Source organism: Campylobacter sp. BCW_4332, from assembly GCF_001763175.1.
In the GTDB taxonomy this organism is placed as follows: Bacteria; Campylobacterota; Campylobacteria; order Campylobacterales; family Campylobacteraceae; genus Campylobacter_D; species Campylobacter_D jejuni.
This window is the reverse complement of the sequence record NZ_MJYF01000066.1, coordinates 1-25,807: the sequence shown is the minus strand read 5'-3', so window position 1 is coordinate 25,807 and position 25,807 is coordinate 1. Positions and strand designations below refer to the sequence as shown.

Sequence of the window (25,807 nt, the reverse complement as noted above, 5' to 3'; positions counted from 1 at the left end):
TTTTAATATTTATGATTTGTTTATAATTATAATATAAAAATCATTTTTTATACAAACATAAACCTTTCAGTAACCAAACTATACATATTATTAATTTTATAATGCAAAAAATAAGTAAAATTTTAAATGAAAAATATTTATTAGTTAAATTTTAGCTAAAATAAAATAAAAGCTAATAATAACCTTAGGAGAAATCATGCCAATTTTTATGATATGTTCTACACTTTTAGCGGTAATTGTTGTTGCTTATTATATACTCAAAAAATACAATCCTATTTTTGTATTTTTTCTTTCAGGTATTATCTTGCTTATTTTTGCTTTTTACATCACAGGAGCACCTATACCAAAAGCCCCGAGCAGAGAACATGCAAGCTTTTTGAATGTTTTACTTGATAGCTATGCTTTTATCACAGCGACTTTTAAAAGTCAGCTTTCTGGAGTAGGACTTATTATCATGAGTGTGGCAGGTTTTGCTGCCTATATGAAACATATCAATGCTTCGGCAAAACTTGCTTTTTTAGCAAATAAACCCTTAGGAAAAATCAAAAATAAATACTTGATTTTAAGTGGAACTTTTGTTGTTGGAATGGCTTTAAAAATCGTCATTTCTAGCTATGCTGGATTGCTTTTGTTTTGTTAGCATGTATTTATCCTGTTTTAATCTCACTTAAAATCCGTCCTATTACAGCTGTATGTGTGCTTTCTTTAATTGCGCTTGATTATGGTCCAAAAGATGGAAATTCAATCAATATGGCAGATATAGTAGGACAAAGTGATAATGTCGTAGGGCTTTTTTTAAATTACCAAATTTATAGTGTGATTGCCTATGTTGTAGTTATTGCCATCTTGATTCCTTTTTATTTTGCTTGGATTGATAAAAGAGATAAAGAAAAAGGTGTTTTAAATGATGAAGTTGAAATTCCGCAAATCATTGATCCTAAATGCCCTACTTTTTACATACTCTTTCCTTGGTTACCTGTTGTATTTTTATTTACAGCGTATTTTTTTACTATCAAGCTCGATGTTGTAACAGCAAATTTTGTAAGCATTTCTTTAGTTTTTCTTGTTGAATTTGCAAGACACAGAAATGCTAGAAAATTAGGCGAAGATATGATGGTGATTTTAAAAGCTATGGCTGAAATTTTTATCTCAGTCGTAAGCATAACCATCGCCGCTGGAGTATTTGCTGAAGGCATTAAAGCACTTGGTGGAGTTAATATCCTTGCTAACGCGGTTTCAAATCTTGGAACAGGAAATTTTGCATGGTTTGGAATTCTTTTGAGTATAGCTATTTTAAGCTTTTTAGTTTATTTTGCCACAGTGATTATGGGAAGTGGAATTGCTGCTTTTAATGCTTTTGGAAAACTAGCTCCTGATATAGCTACAAAATTAGGCGTTGCACCTATTACTCTAGTTTTACCTATAGAAATTGCATCTTGTTTAGGTCGTGCAGCTTCACCAATAGCAGGCGGAATCATAGCTTTAGCTGGATTTGCAAAAGTAGCTCCAATGGATATTATAAAACGAACCACTCCTCTTTTACTTATCGCTATGCTTGTAAATGTACTCGTAGCCTTTTATCTAGCACAAACCAATCCTTTGCCAAAAGAACAAAACACTACAAAAATAGAACTTAAAATACACAAATAAAGCGTATTGACGCTTTATTTTCACTCTAAAACAATACCTTCATTAATGCAAATTTCGCCGATAATAAAGGCATCTGAATTTTCTAAAACCTTACTTACATTAGAAGGATCTACAACCATTACTAAACCCGCTCCCATGTTAAAGCTTCTATACATTTCGCTTTCTTCTACAGCCTGTCCTATAGTATAAAAAATTTCAGGAGTTTTAAGATGATGTTTGCGTATAGTTGCACCCATACCACGAGGTAAAACGCGTGGTAAATTTTCTACTAAACCACCCCCTGTAATATGTGCTAGAGCACTGATATAAGGCTTTAGTGTAAGAAAATCACGCACATAAATCCTTGTAGGTTCTAACAAAATATCAATTAAATTTTTACCCTCTATCTTGTCATCAAATTTTAATTTTAAACTTTCAAAAAGTACTTTTCTAGCTAAAGAATAACCATTTGAATGAAGTCCTGAACTAGGAAGTGCCAATAAAATATCACCATTTTTAACAAATTTACTTCTATCAATCTCATCTTCTTCAGCCATACCCACTGCAAAACCCGCAAGATCAAAATCATCTTTTGCATACATTCCAGGCATTTCAGCAGTTTCTCCGCCAATTAATGCACAATTTGCCATCTTACATCCCTTGGCAATGCCTGATACAACAGCCTTTGCTACTTCTACTTCGAGCTTGGCTGTAGCATAATAATCTAGGAAAAACAAAGGCGTAGCAAAATTACAAATCAAATCATTCACACACATTGCTACTAAATCTTGCCCTATAGTATCATATTTTTTAGCATCAATTGCCAAGCGAAGCTTGGTACCAACCCCATCTGTTGCACCTAAAATCACAGGCTTTTTAAAACCACTTGGCATTCTAAAAGCACCAGCAAAAGAACCAATTCCGCCTACAACATTATCATTAAAAGTTTCTTTAACCAAAGGTTTTATAGCCTCTACAAAGGCATTTCCATTATCTATACTTACGCCTGCATCTTTATATGAAATTTTCATTTATTTTCCTTTAAGAACTAAAAAGGTATTTTAACGAAAAAAGTTTTAATAAGGCATAAGATGAAAAATGCTTTTTTTGTAACCGCTTCAATTGCTTGCGGTAAAAGCACTTTTATAGAAATAGCGAATTCTTTAGGCTTTAAAAGCATTAGCGCAGACAAAACCGCTCATAAAATTTTAGATGAAAATGCTTTAGAACTTGAAAAGATTTTTTCTCCCTTTAGTTTAAAAAATTTACTCACAAAAGAAAAGAAAATCGATAGAAAAATCCTTGGAGAAATTGTTTTTAACAATAAAGAAGCTAAAAAAATCTTAGAAAATTTCACTCATCCTAAAATTCGAGCTAAAATTTTAGAACAAATGCAAATTCTAGATAAGGAAAATAAAGCTTTTTTTGTAGAAATTCCTCTTTTTTTTGAAAGCGGTGCTTATGAAAATTTAGGCAAAGTCATTGTAATTTACACACCTAAAGAATTAAGCCTTAAAAGAATCATGCAAAGAGATAAGCTCAGCTTAGAAGCTGCAAAAGCAAGACTTGATTCTCAAATAGATATTGAAGAAAAACTTAAAAAAGCAGATTTTATCATTAAAAATACTAATTCTTATGCCGATTTTAGGCAAGAATGTGTTAAAGTAATACAAGAAATTTCTAAAGGAAAAATGTGAAATTTTATAAATATTGTGCAAGTGGGAATGATTTTGTCATAACAAATGCTGATAGAAAAGAAGATAGAAGTGCTTTAGCTAAAGAACTTTGTAATCGTTATGAGGGTATAGGTGCGGATGGCTTTATCGTGATATTGCCTCATGAAAAATACGACTTTGAATGGGAATTTTATAATAACGATGGCTCAAGGGCTGCTATGTGTGGCAATGGCTCAAGGGCTGCGGCACATTTTGTACATCATATTAACAAAATAAATCCTAACATGAGTTTTTTAACTGGTGCAGGAGTAATAAAAGCAAAGGTAAATCAAGATAAAGTTGAAGTATCTTTAGGCAAAATAAAAAGCGTGCAAAATACTTTTGAAGAATTAGGAAAAACTTGGCAACTTTGCAACACTGGAGTTCCACATCTAGTACATCTTTGTCAAAATTTAGATGAATTTGATACAATGCTTTGTCAAAAAATGAGACAAAAATATAATGCCAATGTTAATTTTGTAAAAATTTTAGATGAAAATCATTTAAAAGTTCGCACCTATGAACGCGGAGTTGAAGATGAAACCTTAGCTTGTGGCACAGGAATGGGAGCTTGTTTTTATCTGGCATTTTTAAATAAAAAAGTACAAAATAAAGTTAAAATAACTCCTAAAAGTGGTGAAGAGGTGGGGTTTACATATAAAAATGAAGAATTGTTTTTTGAGGGAAAGGTAAAGTATTGTTTTGAAGCCAATTATAATTTTTCTTAGTCTTTTTCTAATCCCACTTTTTGCTGATGATCTAAAGAGTGGATTTGGAGAGGAATATTACAAACTTGATATAGATCAAAAAAGACAAATTTTTTTTATAAAAATGAATGAAATGTTTGATCAAAGCTTTAAAAAAATTGAACAAGAAAGAGCCTTTATCGAAGCCTTTTTTAAAGATGCTTACAAAACAGGCTTTAGGACTTCAAACCAAATAAATCTTGAAAAACTTATCACGATAAAAAACAAATATCGCATTGAAAATCTTTATGATTTTGCAGAATATAAAAAACGTATTCAAAAAATTCCAAAATCCATGGGTATAGCCCAAGCTTTAGTTGAAAGTGCTACAGGTACCAGTCGCTTCGCAGGAGAAGCAAACAATCTTTTTGGAGAATGGACTTGGGGTGAGAAAGGTTTAATTCCTGATTTAAGACATCCAGATAAAAAACACAAAATTAAAATTTTTGATAGTCTGCAAGATAGTGTTGACTCTTATGTTTTAAATTTAAATCGTCATTTTGCTTATGAAAAGTTTCGCGATGTAAGAGCTAAATTTGAAAACGAAGGCAAAGAGATAACAGGGCTAGAGGCTATTAAAACTTTAGATTCTTATTCTGAACGCAAGGGATATTATATCAATCTTATTACAAAAATCATCAAACGATACAACCTTGAAAAATACGATACAAACTCAAACAACACCTAAAATCCAAGTGAAAATTTATCAAAAGATATGACTTCAAATTTAACCCCTTGCTCAAAAAAACTATCCTCGCTTGAAAGAGTGATAAAGATCACATGAAAAATTCCAAGTTCTAAAGCCTTTGGTAAAATTTTCTTAGCACGTAATTTAATCAAATCAATATCTAAAGTTGGACTTGAAATATAAGCAATTTTAGATATTTGGCTATAAAAGTTAAAGTATTTGTTATAAAAAAATTCTTCTTTAAATTTAAATAACTCGTTTAAAACTAAATTTTCAAATAAATGTGAAAAATCCTTTGAAATACAAAGATTATTTCTTAGGCCAAAATCTTTAAAATAAATCTTTTGAAGTTTTTTTTCATCATGTTTTAAAGTATAGATCACATAAGTATTTTCTAATTTTTTTATAGCTTGATAAACACTATCTTTTGAAGTTTTTAATCTTTTTTTGAGTTCTATAAATATCTTAGAAATACTGATTTGCTGACCCAAATTTAAAGCTAAATACTTTAAAATTTCTAATTCTAAAAGAGTGAAGCTTTGTCTTAGAAGTATGTTTTTTTCTCCAAATTTACTGCGTCCACTTTGCAAAAAAAGACCTACTAAATTATTTATAGGTAAATTTTTCTTACTTACACTAATAAATTCTTCAAAATCAAAATAATCGAGTTCAAGCTCTTCAAACCCATTTATATTTAAATCTTTTATATTTGTACTTAAGATGATGGGAATTTTAATTTTTTCTAAATTAGGGATAAAATCCAAATTATAAAGGCAAAGAATTTTAATTTGTAAATTTTCATTCAGAAAATCAGCAAGACTTTCTAAACTTTGTTTTTCAAAGCGTGTATCATATAAATCTAAAAACAAAATTTCACTTGCTTTAAATTGAGATAAAAAATTAAAAATAAGTGTTTTTTTACCACAAAATCGTGGGCCTTTTATGATAATATTTGGTTTTGAAATTTGATTTTTTCTTTCATAACTTACCTCAAATTTAGGGTGATTTTCATAAAAAAAATTAAGTACTTTCAATTTTATCCTTTAAAAAAGGATATTATAACCTAGTTTGTATAATTGGGGCATAAAGCCCCTTAAATTACATTTTGCAAGCACCCTGTAAAGTAGCACCTATCATCCAAAGACTTTTTTCATATTTTGCGATATTTTCTTGCGCAAAAGCAGCTGTTGTGGTATCACTTTCTTTTTCTGCTGCTTCATTGAGTTTTTTAAATTCTGCTAAAAGATATTCATAATCTTGTTTGATCAGTTCTATGACTTCAAGCGGAGTAAAGCAATCTTTTGCAACTTTTGGACTTTTCGCATTTTCCATTAAAACTTTTTGGCAAGTGATGGCTTTTTCGCCAAGTTGTAAAACTCTTTCAGCGCAACTATCAAAAAGTTCTGCCATTTCTTCATAAGCTTTTTCTGTGTATTCGTGTATAGAAAAAAATTGCAAACCTTTTACATTCCAGTGATAATTATGAAATTTAACCCATAGATGATGAGCATCTGCTTGCATTTGTAATAATTGTTTTGTAACTGACATGATTGACTCCTTTTTTTTAATTTTTAAAATTATAACATAAAATTCTTAAATAATAATTATTATTAATTAAAAATTTTTATTCTAATTTTAACTTAGAATCATTATACTCTTTTTTAATGAATTTTGATTAAGAATTTAATATATTTTTTAAGATCAACTTTCCAACTTCCACACCAGGTTGGTCATAGGTGTTAATCCCTAGCATAACACCGCAAGTTGAAGTAAAAAGTTCATAATAATACATCAAATATCCCGCATGCCAAGCGTCAAGTTTTTCAAGTTCTATCACATCAACACTCAAATTTTCGGCGATTAAAGCGTGCATAGTTGCATCACATTGAGCGTTTAAAAGTTCGTGAAGATTGACTTTATTACTTAAAGAATCTAAAAATTTAAAATGAATATCAGGGATAATAGGTGCTTTTTGAGCGTCTTTGATTTTTAAAAAAGTTACAGTTTTATTTTTAGGTCCATCCATGATGAGTTGTAAAAAACTATGCTGATCTCTTGCTCCAATGAGTGCAATAGGAGTTAAACCTATGCGTTTATAGCCTTGCTTTTTACCTAAACTTTCAGCAATAAGCTGGATATACCATTCATTAAAGCCTTTAAAAGCATCACTATATGAAAAAAGTACATTGATATTGGCATTTTTGTGTGTACAATAATGATAGGCTTTTTGTAAAATTTCATCTTTTTTGTGAGTAAAAAAATCTTCAAAACAAGCTTTAGCTCCTTCTAAAAGAGCTTTGGCATTATAGCCACAAAAACAAAGCGGAACTATACCTACAGCTGAAAGTATGCTAAAACGACCTCCTACATTTGCAGGGATAAAAAAGCATTTAATACCTAAATTTTCACCTTCTTGATGAAGTTTTGAATCCTTATCGGTAATAAAAACAAAGTATTTTTTTAATTCTTGCATATCAAGTTTAAAATGTTCAATAAGAAGTTTAAAAAGCGATACAACTTCTATAGTGCTACCTGTTTTACTGATGATTAAAAACAAACTTTCTTCAAGCTTGATTTTTTCTAAAGTCTTATTAAAAGAATGTGAACTTGTGTTATCGAGTATAAAAAGTTCTCTTTGATTACTTTTTTCATTAAAAAGCATATCACGCAAGGCTTTTACACCGCAACTTGAACCACCCATTCCCACTAAAATAATATTTTTTATGTGTTCTTTGTCTTTGATAAAAGCCAAACTCTCATCAATCAGGCTTAAGCTCGTGTCAATAAGATGATAATACCCTATATCTCCACTTTTTACCTCATCATTAATACGATTTGCATAAGAGCTTATAGTGTGAATTTCACTTTGTTTAAAAAAAAGTGTATTGTTTAACATTTACTTTTCTCGTAAAAATAATTTGTAGCCTCTACAAAGCCTTCTACACTTCCACAATCAAAGCGTTTCCCTTGAAATTTATAAGCTAAAACCATACCATTGGTTGCTTGAGTTAAAAGTGCGTCGGTAAGTTGAATTTCTCCATTTTTTCCTGCTTTAGTATTTTCTAAAATTCCAAAAATATCAGGAGTTAAAATATATCTTCCTATGATAGCAAGATTACTTGGAGCTTCATCAGGACTTGGTTTTTCTATCATAGAATTAACCATGATAAGATTTTCTTCTACAAAATTTCCAGAAATTACTCCATAGTTTGAAACTTGCTCTTTTGGTACTTCCATCACAGCTATGATGGTGCAGCGATATTTTTCATAAATTTTTACCATTTGAGCCATAACATTTAAGCCTTCTTCATTGACACACAAATCATCAGCCAAAATTACGCCAAAAGCTTCATCGCCAACTAAAGGTTTACCTTTTAAAACCGCTTCACCTAAACCTTTCATTTGATTTTGTCTTGTAAAAGTAAAGGTGCAACGATTGATCAAAGAGCGAATTTCATCAAGTAAGTATTCTTTTTTTGTACCTGAAATTTGATGTTCAAGTTCATAAGAAATATCAAAATAATCCTCTAAAGCTCTTTTTCCACGTCCTGTTACAAATCCCATATTTTCCATTCCTGCTTCCAAAGCTTCATCAACCCCATAATGGATCAAAGGTTTGGTTAAGATAGGTAACATCTCTTTAGGTAAAGTTTTTGTTGCAGGTAAAAATCTTGTCCCATAACCTGCGGCAGGGAAAATACAAGTTTGAAGCATAAAAATTTCCTTTTATTTTTTTATCATTATAGCTTAATTTTTATGAATTTTCATGCAACAAGGCAAAGTTTTTTTACCTTGGTAGTTATTCAAACTCGGCCTTAGCCAATTTAACAATGGTTTCTACTACTCCAGAATCTTCAAGTGTTGAAATATCCTGTTTGATTTCTTCACCTCTTGCTATAGTTCTTAAAATTCTTCTCATTATTTTACCACTTCTAGTTTTTGGCAAGCCTGGAGTATAAAGAATTTTTTCTATTTTAGCTATAGGTCCTATCTCTACTCTTAAAATGTCATTAAGTTCTTTTAAAGTTTCTATAGCTCCGCCAAGATCACAACTGGATGTAGGACTTAAAACCACAAAAGCAAACAGTGACTCGCCCTTAATCGCATCCAAAATACTCACTACAGCTGATTCTGCTACACTTGGATGTTTAGCAATAGCGCTTTCAATTTCAGCTGTTCCTATACGATGTCCTGCAACATTAACCACATCATCTGTTCTTCCTGTGATGGTAATATAACCATTTTTATCGTAAAAAGCACCATCGCCACTAAAATATACAGCTTTTCCATCTTTTTTAGCTTGAGAAAAATAACTTTCTATATAACGTTCATCATTACCCCAAATTCCACGAATCATCGAAGGCCAGGGTTTAGTTATACAAAGCAATCCATCTTCACCTTCATCTTTTTTATTGCCTTCTTCATCAATAACTTCTGCAAAAATTCCTGGTAAAGGCAAGGTGGCACAACCTGGTTTTAAAGGAGTAGCGCCTGGTAAAGGCGTGATCATATGTCCACCTGTTTCTGTTTGCCACCAAGTATCGACTATAGGACTTTTAGTTCCCCCTATTTCATCATAAAACCACTTCCAAGCACTAGGATTTATAGGCTCTCCAACCGTTCCAAGCACTTCAAGCGTACTTAAATCATATTTTCTTGGCTCATCAGGCGCATCAGCATGAAGCATTCTTATGGCAGTTGGCGAAGTGTAGAATTTGCTTATTTGATACTCTTCTATCATTCTCCACCAACGCCCAGAATTTGGATAAGTAGGAGTCCCTTCATGCATTATAGTCGTTGCTCCACATGCTAAAGGCCCATAAACTACATAAGTATGTCCTGTAATCCAACCCACATCAGCACTACACCAATAATTATCATAATCTTTAATATCAAAAACCCATTCCATAGTCATTTGTGCCCAAAGTATATATCCTGCACTTGCATGCATAACTCCTTTTGGCTTGCCCGTTGATCCTGAAGTGTAAAGCAAAAACAACAAATCCTCGCTATCCATGATTTCGGGTTCACACTTATAAGATTCATTTTTCACAAGTTCGTTATAAACATAGTCCCTTCCTTTAATATATTCTATAGGCTCATTATTGCGTATAACTATAAGTACTTTTTCTACACTTTCACACCCTTCACTTAAAGCCTTATCTACTGCAGGTTTTAACATATAAGGTTTGCCACGACGAAAAGCACCATCAGCCGTTACCACAAGTTTAGCTCCTGCATCTATAATTCTATCTCTTAAGGCTTCAGGAGAAAACCCTCCAAATACCACACTATGAATAGCCCCAATCCTTGCACAAGCTAACATTACTATAGCTGTTTCTGGAATCATAGGCATATAAATTACAACCCTATCGCCTTTTTTTACTCCGAATTTTTTAAGCAAATTGGCTGCCTTGCAAGTTTCATGCAATAATCTTCTATAAGTATAAACTTCATAATCCCCCATTTCACCTTCAAAAATCAAAGCAGCTTTATTGCGTCTTGTTTTCATATGACGATCAAGACATTGATAGCTTACATTTAAAGTTCCACCTTCAAACCATTTATAAAATGGAGCTTTATCCTCATTTAGCACTCTTGAAAAAGGCGAAAACCACTCGATCTTCTCAAGTGCTTGTCTTTTCCAAAAACCTTCAAAATCTTCTTTAGCTTCATCGCATAAATCATAGTATTCACATAAATTTTTTATACGAGCATTACGAGAAAATTCTTTACTTGGCTTAAAAAGCTCTTGATTATTTTGATTAAGCATAAAAACTCCTTTATGGTTATTTTTAAACATTATATAAGAGTTTATTTATATTAAATACAAATTTAAAAAATAATTAAGATAAATTTTATAAAAAATGGGAATATTTGTAATATTTTATTTAAATTTTATAATGTATGTTAATTTAAGAAACATATTGCATCTTCATAAAAATAAAGACTGAGTTCTTCGTATAATTTTAAATCGAATTTTAAAAATTCTTGTTTTTCTAAAGCAAATTCTAAAATTTTATCCATACAACTTACCCTTATAAAAACATCACTTTTCCTACTTCTAAGTGCTATAATATAACATTTTTCTAAAATAAACTCATAATTATTTTTTGGGATATTTTTAGAATTAAAAAAAGAAATTTTATAAGGATCAATCGCAATTTTACTTGGAGGTTTTTTAAAATCTTTATATTTTTTACAATTACTAAAATCTATAAAATTACAAAATTTCACACCTTGATTTTCTAGCTCAAAAACATTAGTATTTTCAAATTCTAAAATTTCTCCACTGTGTAAATAAAGTTTTTTTTGAGCCAAAGAATCTAAAAAATGTTTATCATGACTTGCGATTAAAAAACCTGTATTGAAATTTTCGTGCATTTTAAGAATAGCTTTTTTAAATAAAAGCGTAGTATTTTTATCCAAAAAAGCACTCGGTTCATCAAGTAAATAATACTTCGCTCTTACGCTTAAAGCTATAGCAAAAGCTATTTTTTGACTTTGTCCTGATGAAAGTTCATTAGGATGTTTACTTAAAAGACTTTCATCTAAATTTAAAAACATCAAACTTTCTTTTATACGTTCTTCGATATCTTCTTTAATCCCATAAGTTTTTAAAGTAAATAAAAAATTTGCCCTTACGCTACGATTTAACAAAATAGGCTCTGGAAAAAGCAAATAAATTTCACGCTTTTGTTTATTATTAAGTTTAAAATTTCCAAAATAAGAAATATTTTTTGAAAAATCTCCTTCTAAAAATTTTAATATTCTTAAAAATGTAGATTTTCCACTTCCATTCGTTCCCATTAAGATGCTAATTTTACTTGTATCAAGTTTTAAATTTTTAATTTTTAAAACTTCTTTGTTTTGATAGTTGAAAAAAAGATTAGAAATTTCTATCATTTTATGTTCTTTTAAGTTTATGTGTAATGAAATTTAAACAAAAGGCAATGAGAATTAAAACCAAAGCCAAAGCTATACCACTAGCAAATTCGCCTTTGTTGGTTTCAAGAGAAATAGCCGTGGTTATGGTTCTAGTGTCGTATTTAATATTTCCACCCACTATCATCGCTACTCCTACTTCTGCTACAATGCGTCCATAAGCTAGTGCAACGACGCTAATCAAAGCAAAGCGTAATTCATAAATCATCATTAAAACAAGTTTTAAAGGACTTAGGTGAAAAGATTTTATAAGTAAAAAATGTTTTTTATTCATATTTTCTATCAAATTTGAAAAAAGTGCGATCACTATAGGAAGTGCTAAAATAAACTGCCCTAAAATTAAAGCCTTTATAGTAAAAAGTAGTCCAAATTCTCCCAAAGGTCCTCGACTTGAAATCAATGCATAAAGTATAAGTCCTACTGCAACTGTTGGAAAAGAAAGGCTAGTATCTATAATAAGTTTTATAAAGCGTTTAAATTTAAAATCAAAAAAGCCCAAGATAAATCCCAAAGGAAAACCTATGAGCAAAGCTAAAACTATAGAAATACTTGAGCTTAAAAGTGTAGTTTTTATAGCTGAAATTACACTTTCATCAGCATTAAAAAGTAAAAATAAAGCTTGTTTAAAACCATCAAAAATATAATCCAAAAATATCCTTTTTAAAATAAGTAATTTTAGCATAATTATGCTAAAATATTTTTTTATGTAAATTTATAAGGAGAAAAAATGAAAAAAATCATTTCTTTAGCCCTTGCTTTAGCTTTAAGTGCAAGTGCAGCAGAACTTAAAATGGCAACCACAACAAGCACTGACAATACAGGACTTTTAGATGCTCTAAAGCCTCTTTATGAACAAGAAAGCGGCAATACCTTAAAATGGGTTGCAGTAGGAACAGGTGCGGCTTTAAAAATGGGTGAAGATTGCAATGCTGATGTACTTTTTGTACACTCTCCAAAAGCAGAAAAAGAATTTATAAAAAAAGGTTTTGGCGTGGATAGAACCCCTGTGATGTATAATGATTTTATCATCATTGCGGATAAATCAATAGCTTCTAAATTTAAAGGCAAAAATTTAAAAGAAAGTTTAGAACTTATCAAAAATGAAAAACTCACTTTCATCTCAAGAGGCGATAAATCGGGTACTGATAATAAAGAAAAAAGTCTTTGGAAAGATCTTGGTGGTGTGCCTGAAAAAGAAAACTGGTATCAACAAAGTGGACAAGGTATGCTAGCAAGCATTAAAATCGCTGAAGAAAAAAAAGGTGTGATTTTAACTGATCGTGGCACTTATATCAAATATGAAGCCAGTGAAAAAGGAAATCCAAGTTTAGTCATTGTAAATGAAGGTGATGATAGCCTTAAAAATTTTTATTCTGTTATAGCAACAAATCCTAAACATTGCAAAAATGTTAATTATACTGAAGCTAAAAAATTTATCAATTGGCTTACAAGTGACGATACTTTAAGTTTTATTAGCGGATTTAAACTGCTCTATAAACCTTTATTCGTAGTTGATGCAAAAACAAGGAAAGATTAAAATTAAGCAGGTTTTAGCCTGCTTAAAATATTATTTTTACTTATTGTAACTTTTTTATTTATTTTTCAAAACTTTCAGCTTATTTAAAATTCTTCTTTAGATATAATAAAATCAATAATTAAATATACAAGGTCAAATAATGTTCAAAGTAGATTTAAATAGTGATTTAGAGGAAAGTTTTGACACCTATAAAATGGGAATGGATGAAAAAAATTTTAAAATTTGTAAGCTCAGCAAATATCGCCTGTGGCTTTCATGCGGGTGATCCTTGTGTAATGGATAAGACCTTAAATTTAGCCAAGCAAAATGGTGTTTGCATAGGAGCACACCCATCTTATCCTGATCTTTTGGGTTTTGGAAGACGCAATATGCAAATAAGCTTTGAAGAAGTCAAAAACCATGCCTTGTATCAACTAGGAGCTTTGGCTTTACTAAAACAAAAAGTATGAAAATATAATATTTTAAGCTCATGGCACACTTTATAATATAGCAACTATTGATAAAAATTTAGCGATAAACGCGTTGTAAAAATGATAAAAGAAGGCAAAGTTACAAGCATAAATGGCAAAGAAATTGATTTAAAAGCGGATAGTATTTGCGTTCATGGGGATAATGTACAAGCTTTAGAATTTGTTAAAAAAATCAAAGAAAATTTAGAAAAAGAACAAATTCAAATTTGTGCTTTGGAAAATTTTATATAGGTTTTAACAATGTTTAGTGTGCATTTTAGTGGAAGCAAGGCTTTGCTTTTGCTTTTTATTAAACAAGAAATTTCACCTCAAATCAATGCTTATGTTTTAAGCACGAAACAAAGGATACAAAAAGCCCTAAAAGAAGGTGAAATTTATAATATTGATGAGTTGATAAGTACTTATGCAAGCTTGCTTATATACTTTAATCCTTGTATACTTTCTTTAAATTCTTTGCTTGATTTTTTGAAAAAAATTAAAAAGGATATTAAACTTACGGAGCAAAACTCAAGTCTTTGTATAGAAGTTCCACTTTGTTATGATGAAGAATTTGGACTGGATTTAGAATTTCAATCAAATTTAAAAAGAAGAACTTATATCTCTTCACACTAAGCCTTACTATCTTGTTTTTATGCTAGGTTTGGCAGGTTTTCCTTATCTTGGAGGTTTGGACAAAAAACTTTTTACCCCACGCCTTTCAAGCCCTAGAGCAAAAATAGAAGCTGGAAGTGTAGGTATAGCCAATAAACAAACAGGAGTTTATCTTATTTCAAGTCCAGGGGATTGGTAAATCATTGCTAGAACATCTTTGGAATTTTTTGATAAAGAAGATGAAAAAATTCCACTCTTTTAAAAGCGGGTATGTTTTTAAAATTTAAAGCCATTTCAAAAGATGAATTTTTTGAGTTCCAAGAGCAAGTTGCTAAAAAATCTATCAAAAGGAAATTTATAAGTATAAAAATCATTGAAACATCTATAAATTCGAGTTTGCAAGACTTTGGTAGAAAAAAATTTGCTAAATTTGGCATAGCAAGAAGTGGGGCTATGGATGAAGATGCCTTAAGAATGACAAATATCTTACTTGGAAACAAACAAGATGAAGCAGGAATTGAGCTTTATTTAAAGGGTGGAAAATATAAATTTTTAGATGAGAATTATTTTGTTTTAAGTGGGGCTGAATTTGAGGCAAAGCTTAATAATCAAAAAATAAAAACTTGCAAGGTATATAAAGCAAATAAAGGCGATATTTTAGAACTTGGTTTAGCAAAAATAGGTTTTCGTGGGTATTTATGCGTAGCAGGTAGCTTTGAAGTAAAAAGTTTTTTAAACTCTAAATCCAGCGATGCTAAAATGAGAGTTGGAATTTTTAAAGGAAGAGCTTTGCAAAAAGATGATATTTTAAATACTCATGATACTTTTACACCTTTTAATTTAGAAGCTAGAGAATGTGAAAATCCTATTTTTAAAAGCTCAAAAGATCCTATTATACGCGTTATTTTAGGAACAAATAAAGATGTTTTTACTCAAAAAGGCATAGATGCTTTTTTAAATACTAGTTATAAAGTGTGATAGAATGGTGATTTATACAGAATCTAGCAAAAGTATAGAGCATAAAAACTCAACAGATATTATTTCAGATCCTGCAGTTTTTGGAAGCATACAGGTACCAAAAAGTGGTATTCCTATCATTTTAATGGCAGTAGGACAAAGCACAGGAGACTATACAAAAATAGCCACGGTTATAGAAAATGATCTAAGCTTTTTTGCCATAAATATTGATAAAATATATAGCACCTATAGCCAAGGCACAACCTAACAAGGTAAGTGCATTTGGCACCTCATCTAGTATAAAATAGCTGCAAATTAAAGCACTAGCAGGAGTGATTAAAACAAAAGAATTTGCCTTAACACTCCCTAAAATGTGAATCCCATAATAATAAATACTAGTACCTATAATAGTTGATAAAAAAGCAACGACAAACATACTGATCCAAAATTTAAATTCAAAATGAAAAATTTCATAACTTTTTACATCAAACAATACCCAAGAAAACATTAAAACAGAAATGAGATTAATATAAAAGTTAATCGCCAAAGGGTGAGCTCCTTTGGCTTTATGATTAAACACTGCTATCAAAGCCCAAATAAAAGAACAAGTTAAAAATAAAATATTAAATTTACCAAATAAATCTTCTAAACTCCCTAAATTTAACAAACAAAATCCAGATAATAAACCTAAAAATAATCCTAAAATTTCACTCTTTGTGATCTTGTGAGTTGATTTTTTATCTTTTTGAAATAATATCGCTATCATAAATATAAAATAAGAAAAAATAGGAATCATAGTTGTAACCAAAACACCGCCTTTTCCAGCTAAACCATGCTTAATGGCAATAAAAAATACAAAAGTATAAAACCCATTTAAAATTCCTGCTATCAGCACCCATTTTAAAATAGATTTTTCAAGCCTTAAAGGAATTCTTAAAAAGCCTAATACCATCAAAGAGCCTAGCAAAACAAAGAAAAAACGCCAAAAAGTAATCACAGAAGTATCAGCATAAGCTGATAAAATCTTAGAAGTAGGCCAAGATGAGCCCCATAAAAACATAGCTAAAACAAGCAAGATATACAAATACTTTGTTCGAGTCAATGTTACACCTTGAAATTTTTAAGTCAAATTTTTTAAAAAATTTTTTTCAAGTGTAGTTCATACTCGTTTAGATATTTTTCCACTTGAGGATTTTTTACCACATCATTACACATAAAAGTTGGTAAAGCTTTCATACCTATAAATTCATGAGCCTTATGCAAATGCCAATACACCATATCTACACCCTTTCCTTCAAAAAATTCATTTTTATCATTAAAGGCTTCAAGAGGTGCATTCCAAGTGAGAGAAAACATGTATTTTTTACCATGATCTAAACCACCTTTTCCGTAGTTTTTACTAGGATTTTCATGAGTTCTTCCATCATTTTTAAAAAGCACTCCAGCACCCAAACCAAACACTTCATCGATATATTTTTTAACTATCCAAGGCTCGCCCATCCACCAAGCTGGCATTTGATAGATCACAGCATCAGCTTTTATAAATTTTTGTATCTCTTCTTTAGGATCATATCCTTGATCTATGTGAGTTTGATCTACTTCGTATCCTAATGTTTTTAAAATTTCTAAAGCATGATTATGCAATGTTAAATTAAGCTGTCCTTTTGAACTTCCAAATTCTTTAGCACCATTAAGCAAGAGTATATTTTTCATTTTTATCCTTTTTTAAATTTTATGATACAATTATAACTTAGCATAATATCATTTTCAATACAGAAAATAAAGTAAGATACTATACTAAAGGAATGTTAAATGACTAAAGAGAATTCTCAGTGCAATTTCGAAGAATGTGGATTTAACTATACTCTAGCATTAATTAATGGAAAATATAAAATGAGTATTTTATACTGCTTATTTCGCTATGAAATCGTGCGTTATAATGAACTCAAACGCTTTTTAAGCTCCATATCTTTTAAAACTTTAACCAATACCTTAAGAGAACTAGAAAATGATGGTTTAATTATCAGAAAAGAATACGCTCAAATTCCACCCAAGGTAGAATATAGCTTATCCAAACGCGGACAAAGTTTAATTCCCATTTTACAAGCTATGTGCAAATGGGGCGAGAAAGACAAAAAGGAAAAAAATGCTTGAATTAATTGGCGAACTTTCTTTACAAAATTATATGGGAGGATGGCTTGAAATGGCTAGAAAACCCGCCTTTTTTCAAAAATCTTGCCTAAATTCAAAGGCAAAATACGAGCTTAAATATAAAAATGGTGTTCCTTATGTAGAGATTGAGAATTTTTGCAGTAAAGAAAATGAAATTTCAAGCATAAAAGGTAAGGCAAAAATCGTTTCAAATAGACAATTAGCAGTGAGATTTAATATCTTTATGAACCTTTTTAATAGAGTAAATTATGAAATCATTTTTATTGATAGCGAGTATAAAGTTGCCATTGTGGGTAGTCCTGATAAAAAATATCTTTGGATTTTAGCAAGAAATATAATAGATGAAAAAAGCACAAAAGAGCTTTTAGACATCGCTAAGCAAAGAGGATTTGACATTAGCGATGTAGTTTTTGATAAGTATTAAATTATTCTTTTGTCATATCAATAACATAGCGAAATTTAGCCTTTCCTGAGGTTAGATTTTCATAAGCTTTATCGATTTCTTGTGGGGTAATAAGCTCGGTTTCTGGATAAATTCCATGTTTTAAAGAAAAATCAAGCATTTCTTGAGTTTCAGCAATACCGCCAATTAACGAACCATAAACCTTTTTGCCTGCCTTATGCACAAGCTCATTTATGCCTATATTTACCTTATCTTCCACAGGAGGTAAGCCAACTATAGCCATTTCGCCACCAAATTTAAGTAAATCCAAATAAACAGCAGGATTATAAGGCGTTGGAATGGTTGAGATGATTAAATCAAAGCGTTCTTTTACGGCGTTTTTATCGCAGCTTGTGTAAAATGAGCTTACACCCATAGCCAAAGCATCGGCTTTTTTGTTTTCATTTCTAGCAAAAACGCTAACCTTTGCATCCATTTTAACAGCGTATTTTACAGCCATCATACCAAGTCCGCCAAAGCCTGCTATAGCAACGCTTGAGCCTTCTTTTATCTTAGAAAATTTTAAAGGCGAGTAAGTGGTAATACCCGCACAAAGCAAAGGTGCAACCTTATCCATCGGTGCACTTTTTGGCACACAAATGGCAAATTTTTCACTTACAACTATGTTGTTTGAGTAGCCCCCATAAGTGTTTTCATTGCCGTGAAATACATCACAACTATTGTAAGTAAAGATGGTTTTGCCATTTTCGCAAAACTGCTCTTGTGAGCGTTTGCAAGCATCGCATTCACCGCATGAATTTACCATACAACCAACCCCTGCGTAATCTCCTACTTTAAATTTACTCACATTTTTACCCACAGCAATCACTTCTCCTGCTATCTCATGCCCAGGCACACAAGGATAAGTAGCCTCTCCCCACTCGCTTCTTGCAGTGTGAATATCGCTATGACAAATACCTGCATATAGGATTTTAATCAAAATATCATTATCGCCAATAGCATGGCGACTAAATTCAAAAGGTGTGAATTTCGCATCCTTGCTAAGCATTGCATAGCCTTTACTTGCGATGCGATTGTTTTCTAAAATTTTGTATTGCATTTTTGCTCCTTTTTTGATTTTTTATAATTATAAAACATTAGAGTAGCTATAAGTCAAGAGTGAAAATAATTTTTTAAAAATTAGAAAAATACTTGATGTGTTAAAATTTTTTGATTGTTTAACGTATTTTTTTATAATGTTAAAAATCTTTAGAAATTTTAAAATATAAAAGAATTTATACCGCCAAAGCTACTTCTAAATATAAAGAAATTGTGTGATAAAGGAGCGATTTTAAATGAATGGAATATATAAAATAAAACAAATTTTTATAGCGAAGATTTCTTAGAGATTTTATTTTCTTATCCTTAAACAAGGATAGAATTTTTAATAAAATATAAAAATATCTTAAAAATTTATGAAAATTTAATATTTTTAAAGTATATCAAAATGGATAAAAATCATTATTATATAAATATAAAACTTTTAAGATTTTTTTTAAAAGGAATTTTTAGATGCAAAGCAAAAAAAGAATTTTAGAAAAAATTAAAAATATTGCTTTTATTTATAAACAAATTCGTCTTATAACACTTGAAGGTTCAAGAGTAAATAAGAAAGCTAAAAAGGATAAATATCAAGATTATGATATTTCATTTTTTCTAAAATCTAAAAATTTGAGAAAATTATTAAACCTAAACAAAAGCAAAGATATCAAAAAAGCAAAATTACCTAAATTTATTAAAAATTTTGGAAAAATTTTATTTTATCAAGCGCCTGAAAGCTTTGAATTCTATAAAGCTGATTTGCCTAAAAATTGGGTGAGTTTTTTGGTAATTTTTAAAAATGGAGTGAGAATAGACTTTAAATTTATCCCCCTAAAATCATTGAAACATTATTATAAATTTGAACCTTTAAGCAAAGCGCTTATAGATAAAGATCAAAGATTTAAGAAAACTCAAAATGAGAATGTTTTTTGCATTAAGAAACCAACAGAAAAAGATTTTGATGAAATATGCAATGAGTTTTATTTTACTTTTACAAAATTAGAAAAAGCTCTTTTAAGAAAACAATTTATAATGTCAAATTATTTGTTAAATTCTATGCGTGAAACACTTTTTGATATGCTTAGTTTTAAAGTCGGACTTAAATTTGGTTTTGAAATTTGGCTAGGTAAACAAAATACTGATATTCTAAACTTTTTAAAGCAAAAAGAAATAAAAATTATCTTAAATTCTTTTAATACTACTTCACTTGAACAAATTGAAAAAACAAGAAAAAAGCTTGAAAATTTATTTCACAAAAACACCAAATTTGTAGCAAAAAAGAATGACTTTAAGCTTTTTTCTTATCGAAAAAATGTAAAAAAATATTGCAAAATTTTAAGAAAATTATAAAGTTATTTTATTTTTCTTTAATAGAAACTGCTTTTATTTCGCATTTTTATAGTCTTTAAGTTCTTTTAAACTGATATATTTAAAAATAAGTGCAATTTATACTAAAGTAAAATATTTTAACTTATACTTTGCACTTTAACTTTCCTTTTTTATCAAAAATCTTTATCTAAAACATATTTTTTATCTATTAGAAATGACTTTTTTAGTTTCTTATTTTCTTCTTTTTTGCTTTGTATATAATATACATCTTTTGCATCTGAAAGAATATATAAATCTTTTACTTTTAAACCTTCTTCATTTTCAATAAAGCTGATATTATTATCTAATAATTTATTTTTTACAATTTTATTTTTACTTAGTGTCATTTCTTCTACCTTAAAATTGCCTATTTTCAAATAAGAAGTAATATTTTCATTTAAAAACATAATAGATAAAAATAAGATAATAGTGTTAATCAAAGCAAAAAATTTAAAACTTTTAAAGTCTTTAAAACACAATTGAAGACTAAAAAATATAAAAATAATTAAATAACCAATACCCAGATAAATATAATTAACTTCTTGAGATTTAATGATGATAAAAACACTAATAATAGCAATAGCTATATATATTACAAATATTAACATTGTTTGTGTTGCAAAAATTTCAAAGTTATTTGATGAAATTCTATATTTTTTTCCAAAAAAATATAATGCACCATTTGCAACTATAAATACAATAGCAATAGATATTAATAATAATATATTGGGTTTCTGTAATGTGATAAAAGTGATAATGGATGAAGTGATATAAATTATAAAAGGGATTCTTTTTGGTATTTTAAAATATTGTTTATATAGTTCTCTTGAAAAAGAAAATATTCCCATGTAGAAAAAACTAAAAATTCCTCCAAATAAAACTCCTGTAATTGCCAAAGCAGTTGCCTTTTGGCTATCCAAAAAAGGAATGGTTTTTGTTTGCAAAGAATGTAGAATGAGTATAAAAATAATTATGGAAAATCCAGCCAAAATTGTAACTTGAAATAAATCTTTTGAAGTTTGCAAAATTGATTTTAAAAGTTTAATAAAATCTTTTTTATCTTTTCTTGTCTCATAGCGTTCTTCATATTTTTTAAATTCAACTTTAGAGTTAAACTCAAGCTCTTTTAACTCTAGTTTGGAAATATTTATCATATATAAATCAAAATAAAAATAAATTTCATCTTCTAAATCATCAAATTCTTGGGGATTATTTTTAAATTTTTCATATTCTAAATTTTCAAAAAATAAAATTTCTTTTTTTATCAATTTTTCTAATTTTATATTTATTTCTTTTATATTTTTACAATTTGCAATTTCATAATTGCTTCTTTCCTTTTCAAGCTTTTTTATCAATTCTTGGCATTCTTGTAATCTTTTTTCTTTTATATTCAATAAAGTTTTAAAGTCCATTTTTTAATCCTTTCATTCAATAAAAATGCAACATAAATTTTTAACATAAAAAAATTATAAAGTCAAACTATCTAACACAGCAATTGCATTTAAAGCCTTTGGATAACCGATATATGGAATAAGAGCTGCAATGATATTTAGCAAATCTTTTCTACTTTGTCCCATGTTAAGATTGCCTTGTATGTGAGCTTTTACTTGATTGTCTAGCCCACCAAGTGAGATAAGATACACAAGGGTTAAAAGCTCCCTAGTTTTTAGATCAAGTCCTGTGCGTGTATAGTAGTCTCCAAAACAATTCGCACTCAAAAAATCATTTATAAAAGCTTTATCTTCTGGGGTAGATTCTATCATTTTAGTGATATTGGCTTCACCAAAAATAGCATTTTGTATTTCCCTGCCTTTTATTTTGCGATTTTCTTGCGTAGTGGTGTCTTGTGAAGTCAAAGATAAGGCAATATTTAGTTTTTTAAATGCTTTATTACAAAGACTTAAAAAATCACATACTCTAGCAAAACCCACATAAGGCGTAGCTTGATAAATCACTTCTTTGATGACAATAGGACTTATATCATTCTTGATTGCACCTTGAAGTAAAGCTTTAAACTCTATTTTTCCACCTACTGCTAAAGTAGAAGCAAGGGTGATTAAAAAATATTTTTGTGTATCCAAATTTGCTTTTACAAAACTCTCGTCAAAAGTAAAATTTATGTGATTGATAAAATACTCTTTATCACTTGCAAAAAATTGATCCTTTTTTGCTCCTCCTAAGAGTTTTTCAAAAATTTCTCTTGCTTTTTGTCTTAATTGCATGGTTTTATCCTTTGTGGTTTTTAAAATTTGCGAAAAAAGAGCATTTAAAATACTCCAAAAAACATAAAAGTTTTTATAAAATTTTTGCGTTTTATTTACAAATTTCTTTACTCTCTTGCTTCTTTTAAGGCATTTTCATATTCTTCATCACTTACAAGCTCAAGCCATTCTACATTTTTACCTTCTTTCTCGCCTGTAAGTGCTATGTGTGCTCCACTACTTGTATTAGTCGCACCATGAAAATGCTTTACTCCTATAGGACAGCTTATCACATCGCCTTTTTTGGCTATAAAGGCTTTTTGACCTGGAACTTTTGTGATGATTTCACCCTCTGTTACGATTAAGGTTTGTCCTTGAGGATGAGTATGCCATGCACTTCTAGCACTGGCTTCAAATTCAACCAAAGCTCCACTAAAATTTCTCCACTCATTTGATTTAAACATCATAGAAACTTTTACATTTTTGCTAAAAAATTTACTATCGCCTTTAAAACTTCCATGAATTCCTTTACTTTCAAGTTCTTGCATTTACACTCCTTTAACAAAACTACATAAAACCATTACAATAAGAAATAAACCAAACTTTTTATTTCTCAACTCTAAGAGCTGCTTCACCGGCATACCGATCCCCTTTGATTATTATTTTTTTTAAAATACTCTTTAAATGATTTAATTCTTCTTGAGTAAAATGAGTATTAACAGCATTAATATTTTCTTCTAACCTTCGTAAATTTGTTGTTCCAAAAATAGGCACAATAAATGTTTTTTGCACCAAAACCCAAGCAAGAGCAATTTGTGCTAAAGTAGCATTTTTAGCTTTTGCTATATCTTCTAATGCATAAACTAAATCCAAATTAGCTTTTAAATTCTCGCTTTTAAAACGTGGAACTTGTGATCTAAAGTCATTATTTTCAAAAGTAGAATTTGCATCAAATTTACCTGCTAAAAATCCTTTTCCTAAAGGAGAAAAAGGAACAAAACCTATATTTAATTCTTCCAAAACTTTTAAAAGTTCTTTTTCTGGTTCTCTCCACCATAAAGAATACTCACTTTGAACCGCACTAAGCGGAAATACTGCATGAGCTTTTTTAATGCTTTGCACTCCTGCTTCACTCATACCCCAAGCCTTAATTTTTCCTTCTTTGTAAAACTCGCTCATTAAATTAGCAACTTCTTCAACTGGAACATTTGTATCGACTCTATGTTGATAATAAAGATCTATACAATCTGTTTGCAAACGCTTCAAACTACCTTCTAAACTTTCTCTAATTTTATTAAGCGTACTATCAACAATTTGCTTAGCACCCTCAATCCTAACACCAAATTTTGTTGCTAATACCACTTCATTTCTAAAAGGTTTTATTGCTTTACCTACTAATTCTTCATTAATAAAAGGACCATAAACTTCGGCTGTATCAAAAAAATCAATACCAAGATCCTTTGCCCTATGAATGAGTGTTATCATCTCTTTTTCATCTTTAGTTTCTCCATAACCAAAGCTCATTCCCATACAACCAAGTCCTAAGACACTTACTTCCAAATTTCTTAATTTTCTTCTTTGCATTTTTATCCTTTTTTTATTTTTTATTAAAAACTAATAGTTCTTAATTATTAAAACATTTTTCTATCATGTTAATCAAAAGTATAAAACCTAACATCTGGTGTAAGTCAAGAATAAAATTAAATATTTTTAAATTTTTACTCGTTTTTTCCGTTTAATATAATCTTTACTTAAAGGATTTAGCTCATCTTTATTTTCCATAACCATTTTTTCATAATAATCTATTTTAAAATCAAGTTTTTTTATAATACTCTCCAATTTTTTCATATCTTTTAGTGTTTTTTCTTTTAATTTTAAAATAATCTCTAATCTCTCTTTTGCAGTACTCTTTCCTTTAGCACATAAAAAAATATATCTTTTAAGATCCTCGATACTCATGCCAATTTGTCTATAACAATCCACCCAAATCACCCATTCTAAATCTTTTTCACTAAAATAACGCACTCCATTTTTATCTTTTTCCACAAAGGGAAATAAACCTTTATCTAGCCAAAACCTAAGTGTTCTACTAGAAACTCCTGTTTTTCTTTCTACCTCTATGATCGTATAAGCCATTCTAATCCTTTATAAGTATAAATTTCATACAATTCAATTTTTAACTAAATATTTTATTATTTTATATTAATGCTACTTTTTAGAAAAATACATATAATTTTCAATTAATATAATTAAATTTTTAAATTTTCAAGATAAAAGTCAAGAAATATTTTATATTTTTTGATAAAATAATACTAGATTTAATTTTAAATTTAAAAATAAATACAAATAAAGGAAAAAAATGAATAGTATAAAATTTAAGCTTTCTCTTATTGCAAATTTAATTGCAATTTTTGCCTTAATTATTCTAGGTATTGTAAGTTTTTATTTTACAAAAACCTCACTACATGAAAGTACTCTTAAAAATCAAACTGACCTGCTTAAAGTTACGCAATCTACTGTTGAAAATTTTAGGTCAACAAATATATCTTTTACTGAGAATTTAGAAAAAGATATAATAAATTTACCTTATCAATCTTTAAATACCGAAGAAAATATTATTAACAATGTTGGTCCAATATTGAAATATTATCGCCATAGTACAGACGCATTAAATACTTATTTAGGTTTAGCAAATGGAAAAGTTTTACTCAGCGAACAAGCTAATGATAACAAAAAAATAATGCCTAATTTATATGATAATTTGGATATAAAAGCAAAAGAATGGTATCAAGGAGCATTAAAAACGAATAATGTTTTTATTACACCAACATATTTAGATACTGCAACAAAACAATATGTGATAACATATTCTAAAGCTATTTATAAAGATGGTAAATTTATTGGGGTGTTAGGTATAGATATGCCATCTGAAGATTTACAAAATTTAGTTGCAAAAACTCCTGGAAATACTTTTTTATTTGATGAAGAAAATAAAATATTTGCTGCAACCAATAAAGAATTATTAAATCCGTCTATTGATCATTCTCCTGTTTTAAATGCATATAAGGCTAATGGAGATTATAACTTTTTTACCTATGGATTAAAAGGACAAGAAAGACTTGGAACTTGTACTAAAGTCTTTGCTTATACAGCTTGTATTACCGAAAGCGCTGATATTATAAATAAACCTATTCATAAAGCTGCATTTATTCAAGCCATTGTTGTCATTATTGTAGTAGTATTTAGCGTCATCCTCCTTTATTTCATCGTATCAAAATACCTCTCTCCACTTGCAGCTATCCAAA

The 25,807-nt window shown here is 29.3% G+C and carries 23 protein-coding genes and 5 pseudogenes; 12 read left to right on the top strand and 16 right to left on the bottom strand.

All coding sequences use genetic code 11. From position 1 onward, the window contains the following. Nucleotides 1-196: 196 nt before the first annotated feature. Nucleotides 197-1,650 (top strand): annotated as a pseudogene (gene dcuC, locus AJN64_RS08270) (C4-dicarboxylate transporter DcuC). 20 nt (nt 1,651-1,670) lie between these two features. Here the strand turns inward: dcuC and purM are convergent. Then, nucleotides 1,671-2,660, bottom strand: coding sequence for a phosphoribosylformylglycinamidine cyclo-ligase (gene purM, locus AJN64_RS08265; RefSeq protein WP_002881121.1), 990 nt, complete (start codon nt 2,658-2,660; stop codon nt 1,671-1,673). Nucleotides 2,661-2,720: 60 nt separating this feature from the next. Between purM and coaE the strand changes: the two genes are divergently transcribed. From coaE to AJN64_RS08250, 3 genes are read left to right on the top strand one after another with little or no spacing between them, the layout of a single operon-like run. After that, entirely contained in the window at nt 2,721-3,326 is a 606-nt protein-coding gene (gene coaE, locus AJN64_RS08260) for a dephospho-CoA kinase (protein WP_002881119.1), read from the top strand. Beyond that, the gene (gene dapF, locus AJN64_RS08255; protein ID WP_002881117.1) at nt 3,323-4,072 is read left to right on the top strand and encodes a diaminopimelate epimerase; all 750 of its coding nucleotides are present in this window, start codon (nt 3,323-3,325) and stop codon (nt 4,070-4,072) included. Before coaE ends, dapF begins: the two co-directional genes overlap by 4 nt. Next, entirely contained in the window at nt 4,047-4,778 is a 732-nt protein-coding gene (locus AJN64_RS08250; RefSeq protein WP_002881116.1) for a glucosaminidase domain-containing protein, read from the top strand. Before dapF ends, AJN64_RS08250 begins: the two co-directional genes overlap by 26 nt. On the opposite strand, the gene AJN64_RS08245 is transcribed toward AJN64_RS08250, so the two are convergent. The 7 genes from AJN64_RS08245 to tupB all read right to left on the bottom strand — a co-directional run bounded on the left by AJN64_RS08245 (nt 4,775) and on the right by tupB (nt 12,372). Then, nucleotides 4,775-5,812, bottom strand: a complete 1,038-nt coding sequence (locus AJN64_RS08245; RefSeq protein ID WP_002881115.1) for a DUF4143 domain-containing protein — start codon at nt 5,810-5,812, stop codon at nt 4,775-4,777. The genes AJN64_RS08250 and AJN64_RS08245 overlap by 4 nt on opposite strands. A 64-nt stretch (nt 5,813-5,876) precedes the next feature. After that, nucleotides 5,877-6,326 carry a Dps family protein gene (locus AJN64_RS08240; RefSeq protein WP_002851546.1) on the bottom strand — a complete coding sequence of 150 codons (450 nt, stop codon included), beginning with the start codon at nt 6,324-6,326 and terminating at the stop codon, nt 5,877-5,879. 127 nt (nt 6,327-6,453) lie between these two features. Continuing rightward, nucleotides 6,454-7,674, bottom strand: a complete 1,221-nt coding sequence (locus tag AJN64_RS08235) for a glucose-6-phosphate isomerase (RefSeq protein WP_053872812.1) — start codon at nt 7,672-7,674, stop codon at nt 6,454-6,456. Continuing rightward, on the bottom strand, nt 7,668-8,492 hold the full coding sequence (gene galU / locus AJN64_RS08230) for a UTP--glucose-1-phosphate uridylyltransferase GalU (protein WP_053872813.1): 825 nt from the start codon (nt 8,490-8,492) through the stop codon (nt 7,668-7,670). Before galU ends, AJN64_RS08235 begins: the two co-directional genes overlap by 7 nt. 85 nt (nt 8,493-8,577) lie before the next feature. Continuing rightward, a complete protein-coding gene (gene acs / locus AJN64_RS08225; protein WP_053872814.1) occupies nt 8,578-10,551 on the bottom strand; it encodes an acetate--CoA ligase in 1,974 nt (657 codons plus the stop codon). A gap of 137 nt (nt 10,552-10,688) precedes the next feature. After that, entirely contained in the window at nt 10,689-11,684 is a 996-nt protein-coding gene (gene tupC / locus AJN64_RS08220) for a tungstate ABC transporter ATP-binding protein TupC (RefSeq protein WP_070292870.1), read from the bottom strand. 1 nt (nt 11,685) lies between these two features. Continuing rightward, nucleotides 11,686-12,372: a tungstate ABC transporter permease TupB gene (gene tupB / locus AJN64_RS08215; protein ID WP_002871132.1), complete on the bottom strand. Its 687-nt coding sequence runs from the start codon at nt 12,370-12,372 to the stop codon at nt 11,686-11,688. Nucleotides 12,373-12,450: 78 nt separating this feature from the next. Here tupB and tupA point away from each other — a divergent pair, with 78 nt between their 5' ends. The 4 genes and pseudogenes from tupA to AJN64_RS08195 all read left to right on the top strand — a co-directional run. Continuing rightward, on the top strand, nt 12,451-13,260 hold the full coding sequence (gene tupA / locus AJN64_RS08210) for a tungstate ABC transporter substrate-binding protein TupA (protein WP_044778915.1): 810 nt from the start codon (nt 12,451-12,453) through the stop codon (nt 13,258-13,260). 139 nt (nt 13,261-13,399) lie between these two features. Beyond that, nucleotides 13,400-13,961 (top strand): annotated as a pseudogene (locus AJN64_RS08205) (5-oxoprolinase subunit PxpA). Between the two features lie 9 nt (nt 13,962-13,970). Then, a pseudogene (locus tag AJN64_RS08200) lies at nt 13,971-14,698 on the top strand (5-oxoprolinase subunit B family protein). Next, a pseudogene (locus AJN64_RS08195) lies at nt 14,679-15,498 on the top strand (biotin-dependent carboxyltransferase family protein); the annotation flags it as partial. The pseudogenes AJN64_RS08200 and AJN64_RS08195, both read left to right, overlap by 20 nt. Here AJN64_RS08195 and AJN64_RS08190 read toward each other — a convergent pair. Both AJN64_RS08190 and AJN64_RS08185 read right to left on the bottom strand, forming a co-directional pair. Next, complete coding sequence (locus tag AJN64_RS08190) at nt 15,484-16,380, bottom strand: DMT family transporter (protein ID WP_070278709.1); 897 nt, start codon at nt 16,378-16,380, stop codon at nt 15,484-15,486. The pseudogene AJN64_RS08195 and the gene AJN64_RS08190 sit on opposite strands and share 15 nt — an antisense overlap. A 32-nt stretch (nt 16,381-16,412) precedes the next feature. Further along, nucleotides 16,413-16,991, bottom strand: coding sequence for an NAD(P)H-dependent oxidoreductase (locus AJN64_RS08185; protein ID WP_002867872.1), 579 nt, complete (start codon nt 16,989-16,991; stop codon nt 16,413-16,415). A gap of 99 nt (nt 16,992-17,090) precedes the next feature. Between AJN64_RS08185 and rrpA the strand changes: the two are divergent. Together rrpA and AJN64_RS08175 are read left to right on the top strand one after the other, a co-directional pair. Beyond that, nucleotides 17,091-17,437, top strand: a pseudogene (rrpA, locus tag AJN64_RS08180) (MarR family transcription factor RrpA). Then, nucleotides 17,425-17,874 (top strand): lipocalin family protein, encoded by a 450-nt coding sequence (locus AJN64_RS08175; protein WP_070292869.1) that lies wholly within the window; start codon nt 17,425-17,427, stop codon nt 17,872-17,874. The pseudogene rrpA and the gene AJN64_RS08175 overlap by 13 nt, the downstream one beginning before the upstream one ends. Before the next feature lies 1 nt (nt 17,875). Here AJN64_RS08175 and AJN64_RS08170 read toward each other — a convergent pair whose 3' ends face one another. Beyond that, nucleotides 17,876-18,952 (bottom strand): NAD(P)-dependent alcohol dehydrogenase, encoded by a 1,077-nt coding sequence (locus AJN64_RS08170; protein ID WP_070292868.1) that lies wholly within the window; start codon nt 18,950-18,952, stop codon nt 17,876-17,878. Between the two features lie 452 nt (nt 18,953-19,404). On the opposite strand from AJN64_RS08170, the gene AJN64_RS08165 reads away from it, so the two are divergent. Further along, a complete protein-coding gene (locus AJN64_RS08165) occupies nt 19,405-20,283 on the top strand; it encodes an aminoglycoside 6-adenylyltransferase (RefSeq protein ID WP_070274150.1) in 879 nt (292 codons plus the stop codon). A 152-nt stretch (nt 20,284-20,435) separates the two neighbouring features. On the opposite strand, the gene AJN64_RS08160 is transcribed toward AJN64_RS08165, so the two are convergent. From AJN64_RS08160 to AJN64_RS08140, 5 genes are all read right to left on the bottom strand, one after another. After that, on the bottom strand, nt 20,436-21,713 hold the full coding sequence (locus AJN64_RS08160; RefSeq protein WP_070292867.1) for a hypothetical protein: 1,278 nt from the start codon (nt 21,711-21,713) through the stop codon (nt 20,436-20,438). Nucleotides 21,714-21,767: 54 nt separating this feature from the next. Next, a complete protein-coding gene (locus AJN64_RS08155) occupies nt 21,768-22,523 on the bottom strand; it encodes a carboxymuconolactone decarboxylase family protein (protein WP_070281076.1) in 756 nt (251 codons plus the stop codon). A gap of 107 nt (nt 22,524-22,630) precedes the next feature. Beyond that, a complete protein-coding gene (locus AJN64_RS08150) occupies nt 22,631-23,050 on the bottom strand; it encodes a cupin domain-containing protein (RefSeq protein WP_070247970.1) in 420 nt (139 codons plus the stop codon). A 58-nt stretch (nt 23,051-23,108) separates the two neighbouring features. Further along, complete coding sequence (locus tag AJN64_RS08145; protein WP_070292866.1) at nt 23,109-24,086, bottom strand: aldo/keto reductase; 978 nt, start codon at nt 24,084-24,086, stop codon at nt 23,109-23,111. 126 nt (nt 24,087-24,212) lie between these two features. Then, on the bottom strand, nt 24,213-24,638 hold the full coding sequence (locus tag AJN64_RS08140; protein ID WP_070210380.1) for a MerR family transcriptional regulator: 426 nt from the start codon (nt 24,636-24,638) through the stop codon (nt 24,213-24,215). 223 nt (nt 24,639-24,861) lie between these two features. On the opposite strand from AJN64_RS08140, the gene AJN64_RS08135 reads away from it, so the two are divergent. Then, a partial coding sequence (locus AJN64_RS08135) for a cache domain-containing protein (protein WP_215424409.1) occupies nt 24,862-25,807 on the top strand: 946 nt, incomplete at its 3' end.

Excerpts from the sequence above, each read along its gene's own strand:
- tupC (WP_070292870.1), bottom strand. The coding sequence starts at position 11,684 with ATGATAGAAATTTCTAATCTTTTTTTCAACTATCAAAACAAAGAAGTT.
- galU (WP_053872813.1), bottom strand. The coding sequence starts at position 8,492 with ATGCTTCAAACTTGTATTTTCCCTGCCGCAGGTTATGGGACAAGATTT.
- acs (WP_053872814.1), bottom strand. The coding sequence starts at position 10,551 with ATGCTTAATCAAAATAATCAAGAGCTTTTTAAGCCAAGTAAAGAATTT.
- AJN64_RS08155 (WP_070281076.1), bottom strand. The coding sequence starts at position 22,523 with ATGCAATTAAGACAAAAAGCAAGAGAAATTTTTGAAAAACTCTTAGGA.
- tupA (WP_044778915.1), top strand. The coding sequence starts at position 12,451 with ATGAAAAAAATCATTTCTTTAGCCCTTGCTTTAGCTTTAAGTGCAAGT.
- AJN64_RS08160 (WP_070292867.1), bottom strand. The coding sequence starts at position 21,713 with ATGGACTTTAAAACTTTATTGAATATAAAAGAAAAAAGATTACAAGAA.
- AJN64_RS08235 (WP_053872812.1), bottom strand. The coding sequence starts at position 7,674 with ATGTTAAACAATACACTTTTTTTTAAACAAAGTGAAATTCACACTATA.
- AJN64_RS08185 (WP_002867872.1), bottom strand. The coding sequence starts at position 16,991 with ATGAAAAATATACTCTTGCTTAATGGTGCTAAAGAATTTGGAAGTTCA.
- AJN64_RS08170 (WP_070292868.1), bottom strand. The coding sequence starts at position 18,952 with ATGCAATACAAAATTTTAGAAAACAATCGCATCGCAAGTAAAGGCTAT.
- purM (WP_002881121.1), bottom strand. The coding sequence starts at position 2,660 with ATGAAAATTTCATATAAAGATGCAGGCGTAAGTATAGATAATGGAAAT.
- AJN64_RS08140 (WP_070210380.1), bottom strand. The coding sequence starts at position 24,638 with ATGGCTTATACGATCATAGAGGTAGAAAGAAAAACAGGAGTTTCTAGT.
- AJN64_RS08240 (WP_002851546.1), bottom strand. The coding sequence starts at position 6,326 with ATGTCAGTTACAAAACAATTATTACAAATGCAAGCAGATGCTCATCAT.
- AJN64_RS08165 (WP_070274150.1), top strand. The coding sequence starts at position 19,405 with ATGCAAAGCAAAAAAAGAATTTTAGAAAAAATTAAAAATATTGCTTTT.
- coaE (WP_002881119.1), top strand. The coding sequence starts at position 2,721 with ATGAAAAATGCTTTTTTTGTAACCGCTTCAATTGCTTGCGGTAAAAGC.
- AJN64_RS08145 (WP_070292866.1), bottom strand. The coding sequence starts at position 24,086 with ATGCAAAGAAGAAAATTAAGAAATTTGGAAGTAAGTGTCTTAGGACTT.
- AJN64_RS08175 (WP_070292869.1), top strand. The coding sequence starts at position 17,425 with ATGCTTGAATTAATTGGCGAACTTTCTTTACAAAATTATATGGGAGGA.
- AJN64_RS08150 (WP_070247970.1), bottom strand. The coding sequence starts at position 23,050 with ATGCAAGAACTTGAAAGTAAAGGAATTCATGGAAGTTTTAAAGGCGAT.